This is a genomic window from Candidatus Thiodiazotropha endoloripes, assembly GCF_001708965.1.
GTDB classification, from domain to species: Bacteria; Pseudomonadota; Gammaproteobacteria; order Chromatiales; family Chromatiaceae; genus Thiodiazotropha; species Thiodiazotropha endoloripes.
This window is the reverse complement of sequence record NZ_LVJW01000006.1, coordinates 333680-345325: the sequence shown is the minus strand read 5'-3', so window position 1 is coordinate 345325 and position 11646 is coordinate 333680. Positions and strand designations below refer to the sequence as shown.

The following is an 11646-nucleotide window of genomic DNA, read 5'->3' as shown; positions in this document are numbered from 1 at the left end:
GGCTGCCATTCGATTTCCGTCTCACCTGTCTGCATTCATCGTTGTAGCGGCATAATTCACTACAGGTTGCTATCTCACTTGTCTCTACTCAACCACTATCAGCAACAACTTCAGCTTAATGGCTATCAGCGGGATCCTCATCAGGAGCAGGTTCTATCTGCCTTCGAACGCCTGGCTGAAGCGCTGCAGCAGCCGAGAAAAGCGAAGGGTTGGCTGTGGAAGAAAAGTATCGAAACGATACCAGGAGTCTATCTCTGGGGTGGTGTGGGGCGGGGTAAAACCTGGTTGATGGATATGTTTCATCAACGGCATCAACAACTGGGTATAGAGCGTCACCATTTTCACAGTTTCATGCGCTACATTCATCAGCGGCTTACTGAACATGGTGGAGAGAAGGAGCCCATGTTGCAGATTGCCAATGAGATGGCCAGTCGAATGCAGGTGCTCTGCCTGGATGAATTCAATGTCATCGATATCGGTGATGCGATGTTGATGCGGGTGTTACTCGAGAGTTTGCAGAAAGTGGGTATCGTCCTGGTGACTACATCGAATCAGCCGCCGGACAGACTCTACTGGCAGGGGTTGCAGAGAGAGCAGTTTCTGCCGGCAATCGATCTGCTGAACAGCAATAATGAAGTGTTGGAGCTGGCCGGTAACAAAGACTACCGGCTACAACTGTTTGAGGCCTCTTCCGTCTACCACACCCCGTTGAGCGACGAGTCGATGGTCAATCTGAGCAAGGAGTTCGATCGATTGGTCAGTGGCAGCGTTGAAGAGACAGGGCGTTTTGAAGTACCGGGAAGGGCGGTGAGGTTCGTCAAGCGGAGTAGTGGTGTGATCTGGTGTGACTTCAACGCCCTATGCGGTCCACCCAGATGGCAGAACGACTATCTGGAACTGGCCCGCTGTCACCATACGGTGTTTATCTCGGATATACCCAAACTGGACGGTACCTGGGATGATCGAAGCCGTCGTTTTATCAATCTGATCGATGTCTTTTATGACCGCAAAGTCAAAGTGGTGATCAGTGCCGACGCGGAACCGGATCAGCTCTACAGCGGTATCCGTCTGGCATTCGAATTCAATCGTACGGTGAGTCGCTTGAAAGAGATGCAATCAACCGCCTACCTGGAAACGCCCCATAAAGGCTGAGCGTATAGGTCGGCTAAGTGGTGTGTCATCAACTGATCGCAGTTGAGATGATTGCTGACATCAGTATCACCAGAGAGTACGCACAATACTGCCATAACCACTGGTTAGATGGTCAGGTAGTTGGTTTGTCAATGGTCTGAACTAGCCCATTCCCAGTATTGAATTTGTTTGGTTACGTCTATAAAAATAATTACAGATGTAAAAGGAGATAGATCATGTTAAGAGTCATTGCGCTTTTTTGGGTTGTTTTGATATGCAGTACGCCACTTCATGCGGAACAGATATTGAGAACAGAAAAACTGGCTCACAATGTCTATGCGTTGATTGGACCACTGACGAATCGTAACCCTGAAAACCTGGGTAACAATGCCAACTTTGGTGTCATCATAACGGGTGATGGCGTTGTGCTGATTGATTCGGGTGCCACAAACGAGGGCGCGCGGATGATACACGCAGCGGTTAAGAGAATTACCGATAAACCTGTGAAATGGGTCATTAATAGCGGTGGCCAGGACCATCGTTGGATGGGTAATGGTTATTTTAAAAAGCCGGGTGTAACGATCATTGCCAGCGAGAAAGCGGTCGTTGATCAAAAGGCTCGTAAGGAAGCTCAACTGGACAGGCTTTGGAGTTTGGTAGGAAAAAAAGGTATCGAAGGAACAAGTTACATTCATGCCGATGCAACATTTTCCCAGCAAAAAATATTGGAGGTTGGCAATACAAGAATTGAAATCTATCACGCAGGCCACGCTCATACTCCTGGAGACAGCTATATCTGGCTGCCAGAGCACAAAGTCATGTTCAGCGGGGATATCGTTTATACAGACCGACTGTTAGGCGTTGGTTCAATGTCTGCACACAAAAGCTGGATCGCCACATTCGAAGCAATGGCTGCAAAACAACCTGAAATCGTTGTTGGGGGACATGGTAATCCTGCTTCTCTCTCAAAAGCCAAAGCGGATACCTACGACTATCTGGTATTTCTACGAGAGGCCGTTTTGAAGTTTATTGATGAAGGAAACAGCCTGGAGGATATCGGCAAAATTGACCAGTCCCGATTCAGTTACCTGGAAAATTTCGATTCACTGAAGGGCCGAAATGCGCAACGAGTCTATGAAGAGCTGGAGTGGGAGTAAGCAACAGCAACACTCAGCTATCGGATGTTACGGGACTCACACATCTTCATCCCCATTGCCGTCATCGATTGCACCGGAAAGTTGGCCATGCACTGCCACTCCATGGTGGTGCCGTCCATCACCAGTTGTGGTGCCAGCACGACTCGCTTGCCTGTACCGAAGTGTTCGTTCAATGAAGCAACGATAGCACCCTGGTCGCCAAACAACACCTCTTTGATATCCACACTCTTGAGGTTTTCCTGATTCAGGCCTAAGTCCTGGGGCTTTTCCGGCCACTGCCCATTCATCATATAGAATTGCTGCATCTGCATTTTGATTGGTGTCAGCAGCGCAATCACATTACTGAGTCTGCTTTGAAACATCATCTTGCCTGCAATCGCCGGCTCATTACCCTCAGGGATGTATTCACCTTCACCCATCAGTTTGGACCCCAGCTGGGAATGATGTTTCGGTGGTGTGAAGACGTTTACCGTCTCCTGGCTGATATTGGAGTCACAAGCCACTTGCTGATAGACAAGTTCACCCTCTGCGTTGGTGCATTTGTAGAACTTCTTGGCCAGTGCCGGGCTGCTGGTAAACAGCAGCGCCAGGCTCAGGAGGGCAATCTTGGATTTTAGAATCGGATATTGCATGGTGCGTCACTGCGTTTTTTGTACAGCATAATCCTAGCAGGAATCCCTGAAACAGACATCTTGAGTCACTCAGCTTTCGTGCAACTATTTGCACTCTGTATCGTTATCGCCCCATGAATTGTTGTTTTACTCTATTGCATAATCCTGCAGTAGTGGGGAGCGGTCCAGCAGACTTGGTACGTATCAGAAAGGGTGGTTAGGTTATCCGTCATTGAAGTCGCCCCAGAGGGTTTGCACGGCAGCGAGGGCGGCCAATGGGGCAGTCTCCGTTCTCAACACCCTCGGACCGAGGCGTATGCCGGTGAATCCATGTTGTATTGCCACTTCCCGCTCATCCGGGGTCAAGCCCCCCTCAGGGCCTACCAGGATTGATACGCCGTTTTCCGGCTGGGGAATGTGCGCCAGGCTCTGTTTACCCTGTAGATCGAGCAACAGTCCCAGCTCCGGTTTCAGCTGGGCGAGGGCCGTCGTTATCTCCAACGGTTCGTCCAGCTGTGGCAGACGGCAGCGGTCAGACTGTTCGCAGGCACTGACCATCACCCGTTGCCAGTGTGTCATCCGGTTCCGACGCTTTTTTTCATCCAGCTTGACCACGCAGCGATTGGTCATCAGTGGCGTGACTCGGTTGACCCCCAGTTCTGTAGCCTTCTGGATTGCCAGATCCATACGCTCGCCACGGGAGATGCCGATCAGCAGATGGATGCTGAGTGGCGTTTCTGTTTCGTGGCGAAGCCGTTCCGTCAGCAGGGCTTTGACTTCCTGTTTGCTGACCTGCTCCAGGTTGGCCGCATACTCATCGCCGCTGTTATCGAACAGGATGATCGGATTACCCGGGCGCAGTCGCAACACCTGTCGCAGGTGGTGCGCCGGCTCCTCTTCAAGGCTGATCAGAGTGCCCTGTTTCAGCGGTTGACTGGTATAGCAGCGTGGAACTCTCATGTATGGCAGACAACTCCCGGTGTGTGGCCAGGCTGGCTATCCCGTTGCTCCGGTAGCCTCTTCAACATAACCGCTACTGGCGGCCTGGCGTTCGGCGAGACGTTTGTCGATCAGATTCTTAACCATGATCAACAGACCGAGGCCAATGAATGCTCCGGGTGGCAGAATGGCGATCAGCATGCCGGGGAAATCCTCGATCCTCAAAGTCATGCCTTTGGCTGCCTCACCAAACATCAGATGGGCCTGATCGAACAGGGTGCCCTGGCCAACCAACTCGCGAAAGCCACCGAGCACGATCAGCACCAGGGTAAAACCGATGCCGACACTCAGGCCGTCGACCAGTGACCGCCAAAGGTTGTTCTTCGAGGCGAACGCCTCGGCTCGACCGATAATGGTGCAGTTGGTGACAATCAGTGGAATGAAGATGCCGAGTATTTTGTGCAGTTCATGAAAGTAGGCATTCATGCCAAGTTCAATGGCGGTGACAAACGAGGCGATCACCATCACAAACACCGGCAGGCGAACCTCCGGACGGACAAAGTTGCGAATCAAAGAGACCGTACTGTTGGAAGCAACCAGAACAGCGGTAGTCGCCAATCCCAGGCCCAGGCCGTTGATCGCAGTATTGCTCACTGCGAGCAGTGGGCAGAGCCCAAGCAGAGCCACCAGGGCCTGATTGTTGTGCCAGAGGCCATCCATGATAAGGGTGCGTGTGCTGTTGTCTGACATGGTGCTGTCCCGATTACCCGGCCCCGGGTGCGGAGGCTTGCCGATCATACAAGGCATCCTTGTGGTCCCGCACATAGAGCAGTGTGTTTTTCACCGAATTGACGATGGTTCTGGGCGTTATGGTGGCTCCGGTAAACTGGTCGAAATAGCCGCCGTCCCGTTTCACACCCCACTTTTCCAGCGGGGGATCGCCCAGGGATCTATCGTTGAAACTGTAGACCCAATCCGATCGGTTCTCTTCAACCTTGTCTCCCAGTCCGGGAGTCTCTTTATGGCTGATGATGCGCACCCCGCCCAGGGTGCCGTCATAGCGGACCGCCACCAGCAGCTTGATCGGACCGCTGTAACCATTGGGAACCACGGAAGTGAGTACCGTTGCCACCGGTTGCTCCAGTTTTCGACCACGATAGACCGTGGTCTGTTCACTGCCCAGCAGGTCGGGAGCCTGGATCTGTATGGTGTCGGTCACCATATCGTTGTCCACACTCTCGGCAGGCACCAGGGCATACAGTGAATCTAACAGCGCCTGTCGCTCATTCTCTGCGATGCGGTCCTTGGTCGCCACGTGGGTAAAGGAGACCAGAGAGGTGCCGGCCACAGCAAAGGTACCGAGGATCAGCGCGGCAATCAGAATCGAGAGTCGGCTGTTCATGATTTCATCTCGCCGTGACCATAGGTGCGTGGTCGGGTGTAGTAGTCGATGGTCGGTGCCGCCATGTTCATCAGCAGTACGGCAAAGGCCACTGCATCCGGATAACCACCCCAGGTGCGGATCACATAGACCAGGATGCCGATGGTTGCACCGTAGATCAGTTGTCCGGTTCGAGTGGTGCTGGCGGTGACCGGGTCGGTGGCGATGAAAAAGGCACCGAGTATCGCCCCGCCACTGAAGAGATGAAACAGGGGAAATGGGAAGCTCTCTGAATCGAACAACCAAAACAGGGTGGCCATGCCCACCAGACCGGTGAGAAAGGCCAATGGAATCTGCCAGGTGATGGTCCGTTTGTAGACCATCCAGATGCCGCCCATCAGAAACCAGTTGCCGACCCACTCCCAGCCGAGTCCACCGAAATCGCCCCACAAGGGATTGGTGCGTATCTCACTGATCATCATGTTGAGATCGAGATTGGTACGCATCACATCAAGCGGCGTCGCCATGGTGATCGCATCCAGGGTGTAATCGTCAGGCAGCGCTCCGGTAAATTTGAAGAGTGCAATCTCGCGCAGACTGATATGGTGTTCGGCGAGTACCGATGGCGGCAGCCAGGCGGTCATCTCCACCGGGTAGGAGATCAACAGCAGTACATAGGCTGCCATGGCCGGGTTGAAGGGGTTGTATCCCAATCCGCCATACATCTGCTTGACCATGATGATGCCAAAGGCCATACCCAATACCACCATCCACCAGGGCAACAGGGGCGGAATGGCCACCGCAAACAGCATCGCGGTGACTACGGCACTGAGATCCATCAGCACCGGTGTTACCGGTCGTTTGCGTAACTTCATCACCAGCGCTTCAAAGGCAACCGCAGAGCCAATCGCCAGCAGCAGGTTCACCAGAACGCCGTAGCCGAAATAGAAGGTCAGCGCCAGCGTGCCCGGGATCAGTGCCAGCACCACCTGGAGCATGACTTTGTCTACCCGGTTGGGACGTCCGATATGGGGTGAACTGTGGGTTGGAAATTCCATCAGGCTGGGGGCTCCGAATGATTCTCACGCACTTTGGTTGCTGTTTTCCGGCGCTCATCGACCGCTTCGATTTGAGCCTGTTGGGCGGCGGTCAGATTCTCCGTGTTTTTGGGGGTCTGACTCTGTTTCGCCTTCTTTTCCGCAGCCCGTTTCATCGCGGCCTGTATGGCCGCCTGTTTCGACTCTTTGTCATCCTTTGTAGGGGTTTTTTTTGCGGCAGGTTTCGCTTTCAGATTCTCTTTTTTCTTGCGCAACCGGGCTTTACGCTCGGCTTCCAGGCGCTCCAGACGGGCGATGCGGAAATCGTGACGCTGTTTGGCATGCTCCGACTCCCGGCGCTCCTGCTCCAGCGCCCAGCTCTCCGCCTTGGCGTAGCGGAAGTAGTGGACCAGTGGGATGTGAGAGGGGCAGACATGGGAGCAGCAGCCGCACTCGATGCAGTCGAACAGATTGTAGTCCTGCACCTTTTCCAGATCCTTGGCGCGACTGTGCCAGTACATCTGTTGTGGCAACAGGTGGGCCGGACAGACATCGGCGCAACGGCCGCAGCGGATACAGGCCTGGGCCGGTTCCGGTCTTGGTGCCTCTTCCGCCGTGGGGCAGAGAATGCAATTTGAGCCTTTGGTGATCGGCACCCGGTCTGTGGAGAGATCGAAGCCCATCATCGGCCCCCCCAGGATCAACTGCTGCGGATTGTTCTGATAACCGCCGGCCTGTTCGATCAGGTCACTCGCCAGCATACCGATGGGCACTTCATAGTTACCCGGGTTTTTGATCCCCTCTCCGGTGACGGTAACCAGACGCGACACCAGTGGACGCCCTTGCAGAACCGCATCGGCGATCGCCGCGGTGGTGGCCACGTTGTGGCAGATGGTGCCGATCTGCGCCGGCAGCCCGGAGGTGGGGACCTCCTGACCGGTCAGAATATGGATCAGCTGCTTCTCACCGCCGCTCGGGTAGACGGTCGGGATACGCACCACCTCGATGTTCTCTTCCTGACGCAGCTCATCAAACATCGCCAGAATCGCTTCCGGTTTGTTGTCTTCGATGGCGATCAGGCAGACCTCGCTCTGCAGCAGATGTTGCAGTATGCGGGCCCCATCCATCACCTTCGCCGCTTGGTCTCTCATCAGACGGTCGTCACAGGTGATATAGGGCTCGCACTCGGCACCATTGATGATCAGGGTTTTGATCGGTTTGCCCGGATTGAGTTTGATGGCGGATGGAAAGGTCGCGCCACCCATGCCCACGATGCCGGACTCCCGGATACGTTGCCGCAGGGTGTCTGCGGATTCCTGTCGATAGTCGCTGATGGGGGGTGGCAGCTCGACCCAGCTATCCTCACCATCCGGTTCGATCACGATGCAGTGACCACTGAGACCGGACGGGTGAGGTATGGCGTGCTCCACAATCTCGATCACGCTCCCCGAGGTGGGGGCGTGCAGCGGTGCGGTTACCGGTGCTGCAGAGTCGGCGATCAGCTGGCCTTTCAACACCCGTTCGCCGGGTTTGACGCAGGCCTGGGCCGTTACACCGATGTGCTGCTGTAGCGGGACCACCAGTCGTTTCGGCAGTGTGACCGACAGCAGCGGAGAGTGCAGGGAGACCTCCTTGTGGTCGGGCAGATGGAGTCCGCCATGGAAACTCCATAACTCCCGTGTCTTACCTTTTTTCGATTCCACATACATGCTAATGGCCTGCGATCTCTTCAGTGCCGCTCTGCGGGAAAGGCCAGCGCCAGTTGTCCGCCTTCTGCGGGATCGGCTCCATGATGATGCAATCCACCGGGCAGGGGGGCAGGCAGCGCTCACAGCCGGTACACTCCGCTTCGATCACCACATGCATCTGCTTCGCTGCACCGATGATCGCATCCACCGGACAGGCCTGGATGCAGAGGGTGCAACCGATGCACTCCTGCTCCTTTATGATGGCGATTGCTTTGGGTTTCTCCTCGGCCGTTTCCATTTCCAGGGGCACCGGATCCCGTCCCAACAGATCGGCCAGAGCGATCATCGTGCCTTCGCCGCCCGGCGGGCATAGATTGATCTCCGCCTCACCGTTGGCAATCGCCTCGGCGTAGGGGCGGCATCCGGCAAATCCGCATTGACCGCACTGGGTCTGAGGCAGCACCTTTTCGACCTGATCCGTGATCGGGTCCCCCTCCACGTGGAAGCGGATATTGGCATAGCCCAACAGCAGTCCAAACAGGGTGGCCAGGCTGGTAATGGTGAGGATCGCAATCAACATCTGGGCATCGTCCTACACGGAAACCAGACCGGCGAAACCCATGAAGGCCAGGGACATCAGCCCCGCCGTGATCATGGCGATGGCATTGCCCTGCAGCGGCTCCGGAACATCGGCAACGGTGACCCGTTCACGGATTCCGGCAAACAGCACCAGCACCAGCGAGAAACCGGCGGCGGCGCCAAAACCGTACAGCGCGGACTCGATAAAGCCATGCTGCTCCTGGGTGTTGAGCAGGGCGACCCCGAGTACCGCACAATTGGTGGTGATCAGCGGCAGGAAAATGCCCAGCACCTGGTAGAGCATCGGGCTGGTCTTATGCATCACCATTTCAGTGAATTGCACCACTACCGCAATCACCAGGATGAAGGCGATGGTACGCAGGAACTCCAGGCCAAGGGGGATCAGCAGATACTCATTGATCAGATAGGAACAGATAGCGGAGAGGGTGAGCACGAAAGTGGTGGCCAGCCCCATGCCGGTGGCGGTCTCCAGTTTCCGTGAAACGCCCATAAAGGGGCACAGGCCGAGAAACTTCACTAACACGAAGTTATTCACCAGCACGGTGCTAATCAGAATCAGGGCGTACTCTTGCATGGAAAGACCAAATCTCAATTAATGGCGTTAGGATAAGCGTCCATCTGACTGGTTACAACTTGTCTCTAATGGGTATTTGCTCGCTACTATGCTGATTTACCCGGAGTAATTCATTGATAAGCCGCAAACGGTACTGGTCTCGGCGGGATAAATCCATAACAATAGGTCTGGCTTGCCGGTTTTGCCTTAAAATGGAGTTAAATCCCGTGATTTGATGGGTTATAAGGCCAGTAACGAAAATTTCACACCGGACTGACAAAAAAATGGTCATACAGTCGTGCAAGATGACCGCTGAAAAAATAAAAAGGGCTGATTGCAGTTCAGCCTGAACCAAGAGAGAGGATGAGAAGAGACATGAAACTAGAATCCCTTGCGCTGCATGCGGGCTACGATTCCGAACCCACCACCAAAGCGGCCGCGGTACCGATCTACCAGACCACCTCCTATACCTTTGACGACACCCAGCACGGTGCGGATCTGTTCGATCTCAAAGTGGTGGGGAATATTTATACCCGGATCATGAATCCCACCACCGCGGTACTCGAGCAACGGATGACTGAGATGGAAGGAGGGGTGGGCGCCCTGGCCCTGGCATCCGGCATGGCGGCGATCACCTATGCAATTCAGTGTATCGCCAGCAGTGGCGACAATATCGTCAGTACCAGTCAGCTGTATGGCGGTACCTACAATCTGTTTGCCCACACCTTTCCCCGTCAGGGAATCGATGTGCGGATGGCCTCATTCGATGATTATGCGAAGCTGGAGAGTCTGATCGACGACAAGACCCGGGCCCTGTTCTGCGAGTCCATCGGAAACCCGGCCGGGAATATCGTGGATCTGGAGCGGCTGGCGGAGATCGCTCATCGCCATGGGGTGCCGCTGATCGTGGATAACACGGTCGCCACCCCCTACCTCTGTCGGGCCTTCGATCATGGCGCCGATATCATCATCCATTCACTGACCAAATATATCGGTGGCCACGGCACCACGGTTGGGGGTGTGATCATCGACTCCGGCAAGTTCGACTGGGCCGGTAACAAAGCGCGTTTTCCGATGTTGAACGAGCCGGATCCCTCCTACCACGGCGTGGTCTATACCGAAGCCCTGGGTCCAGCCGCTTTCATCGGCCGCTGCCGGGTGGTGCCATTGAGAAACACCGGCGCCGCACTCTCACCTCACAGCGCCTTCCTGATCATGCAGGGTCTGGAGACCCTGGGTCTGCGCATGGAGCGGCATTGTGAAAACAGTCTCGCGGTGGCCGAATTTCTCAAGCAGCAACCCCAGGTGAAGTGGGTTAACTACGCGGCGTTACCGGAGAGCCCGCACTACGAACGCTGCCAGAAGATCACCAAGGGGCAGGCTTCGGGGATTCTCAGCTTCGGTATCGAAGGGGGCCGGGAAGCGGGGGCCCGCTTTATCGATGCCCTGCAGATGATTCTGAGGCTGGTGAATATCGGTGATGCCAAATCCCTGGCCTGTCATCCAGCCACCACCACCCATCGTCAATTGAATGAAGATGAGCTGGCGACCGCCGGGGTGAGTGGGGATATGGTTCGTCTGTCGATCGGTATCGAGCATGTGGACGATATCATCGCCGACATCACTCAGGCGCTGGAAGCGGCCAAGGGTTGATTTTAATCGCAAGCCAGGCAACGAACGTTAATAGAAACGTTTGACTGGAGTATCGGGTGGGGACTGGCTCCACCCGAACGGATTTTCACCGCTCTACAGGGATTGAACAGGCCCTAACTGTTCAATCCCTGTATCGGCTCTTTTTCAATTTTGAAGTTTTGTATCTTTATTGGCGATCGAGGCGATTGCCTCTGAAAGTTCCCTTGAGGCATCCATGGTCAGCCTCTTCGGATCTATCTCTGAATGCGATTTCAAAAGAGCGAGGCCTATCTCTTAGGCTCGTGAGGCAGTGTCTTTACAGTTTGTTTCAAGACGGCCCGCTTGATCAGCATGGCCCAGTTTCGCCAGCCACCTGCTTGCAGCTCTGTCGTGGTTGATTTCAGTTGGTTACCAACCATCACCGCTTCTGGTACACGCTTGCGGATTGCGAGTGCCACTTCTCTGCAGAGCCCCGGTTCAGGCAGAACCGTTACCCAGATGACATTGAGTTTCAGATTGATGTCGGTGAACACGATCTTTTCATCAAACTCTTTCAGCACCTCTTCGAGCATACTCTGCAAATGGTTGATCTGTACTTCAGAGTAGTGTTTCAGTCGCGGGATCAGCATCATCAGATCGGCCAGCGGGGCACCATCGGCCTGTTTGTTCGGTGCACGCTGCCACAGCGGAGCAGAGGGCTGCCAGCGCGATGTGGAGGGTGAGGTCGTTTTTGGTATATCCATACAGAAGATCTGTGTTTGATGATCATCGATTACTGGTCGCAGCGTTGCTCTGTTTCTGTGGATCAGAATCCAAACAACATTTTAGGCAGTATAGACCAGTTAAAAATGGCTTATGAAATGTGTTGAGTGAGTTTATTGGCCGCAAAGAACCGCAAAAACTCGCAAACATCAGAT

At 54.6% G+C, this 11646-nt stretch carries 12 protein-coding genes; 3 read left to right on the top strand and 9 right to left on the bottom strand.

Going from position 1 to position 11646, the window contains the following annotated elements:
- Positions 1-78: 78 nt before the first annotated feature.
- Both zapE and A3193_RS12100 read left to right on the top strand, forming a co-directional pair.
- Positions 79-1152, top strand: coding sequence for a cell division protein ZapE (zapE, locus tag A3193_RS12105; protein WP_162272439.1), 1074 nt, complete (start codon positions 79-81; stop codon positions 1150-1152).
- 215 nt (positions 1153-1367) lie between these two features.
- Positions 1368-2288: an MBL fold metallo-hydrolase gene (locus A3193_RS12100; protein ID WP_069014976.1), complete on the top strand. Its 921-nt coding sequence runs from the start codon at positions 1368-1370 to the stop codon at positions 2286-2288.
- Positions 2289-2305: 17 nt separating this feature from the next.
- Here the strand turns inward: A3193_RS12100 and A3193_RS12095 are convergent, their stop codons facing one another.
- From A3193_RS12095 to rsxA, 8 genes are all read right to left on the bottom strand, one after another.
- Entirely contained in the window at positions 2306-2920 is a 615-nt protein-coding gene (locus tag A3193_RS12095; RefSeq protein ID WP_069014975.1) for a pilin, read from the bottom strand.
- Positions 2921-3121: 201 nt separating this feature from the next.
- Positions 3122-3859: a 16S rRNA (uracil(1498)-N(3))-methyltransferase gene (locus A3193_RS12090; RefSeq protein WP_069014974.1), complete on the bottom strand. Its 738-nt coding sequence runs from the start codon at positions 3857-3859 to the stop codon at positions 3122-3124.
- Between the two features lie 36 nt (positions 3860-3895).
- Positions 3896-4588: an electron transport complex subunit E gene (locus A3193_RS12085; protein WP_069004165.1), complete on the bottom strand. Its 693-nt coding sequence runs from the start codon at positions 4586-4588 to the stop codon at positions 3896-3898.
- A 13-nt stretch (positions 4589-4601) separates the two neighbouring features.
- On the bottom strand, positions 4602-5240 hold the full coding sequence (gene rsxG / locus A3193_RS12080; RefSeq protein ID WP_083218205.1) for an electron transport complex subunit RsxG: 639 nt from the start codon (positions 5238-5240) through the stop codon (positions 4602-4604).
- Positions 5237-6277, bottom strand: coding sequence for an electron transport complex subunit RsxD (rsxD, locus tag A3193_RS12075; protein ID WP_069003979.1), 1041 nt, complete (start codon positions 6275-6277; stop codon positions 5237-5239). The genes rsxG and rsxD overlap by 4 nt, the downstream gene beginning before the upstream one ends.
- On the bottom strand, positions 6277-7965 hold the full coding sequence (gene rsxC / locus A3193_RS12070) for an electron transport complex subunit RsxC (RefSeq protein WP_069014973.1): 1689 nt from the start codon (positions 7963-7965) through the stop codon (positions 6277-6279). Before rsxC ends, rsxD begins: the two co-directional genes overlap by 1 nt.
- A gap of 1 nt (position 7966) precedes the next feature.
- The gene (gene rsxB / locus A3193_RS12065) at positions 7967-8524 is read right to left on the bottom strand and encodes an electron transport complex subunit RsxB (protein WP_069003983.1); all 558 of its coding nucleotides are present in this window, start codon (positions 8522-8524) and stop codon (positions 7967-7969) included.
- A 12-nt stretch (positions 8525-8536) separates the two neighbouring features.
- The gene (rsxA, locus tag A3193_RS12060) at positions 8537-9118 is read right to left on the bottom strand and encodes an electron transport complex subunit RsxA (RefSeq protein ID WP_069003984.1); all 582 of its coding nucleotides are present in this window, start codon (positions 9116-9118) and stop codon (positions 8537-8539) included.
- Positions 9119-9472: 354 nt separating this feature from the next.
- Here rsxA and A3193_RS12055 point away from each other — a divergent pair, with 354 nt between their 5' ends.
- Positions 9473-10750, top strand: coding sequence for an O-acetylhomoserine aminocarboxypropyltransferase/cysteine synthase family protein (locus tag A3193_RS12055; protein ID WP_069014972.1), 1278 nt, complete (start codon positions 9473-9475; stop codon positions 10748-10750).
- Positions 10751-11016: 266 nt separating this feature from the next.
- Here the strand turns inward: A3193_RS12055 and A3193_RS12050 are convergent, their stop codons facing one another.
- Positions 11017-11472: a hypothetical protein gene (locus tag A3193_RS12050; RefSeq protein ID WP_069003987.1), complete on the bottom strand. Its 456-nt coding sequence runs from the start codon at positions 11470-11472 to the stop codon at positions 11017-11019.
- Between the last annotated feature and the right edge of the window lie 174 nt (positions 11473-11646).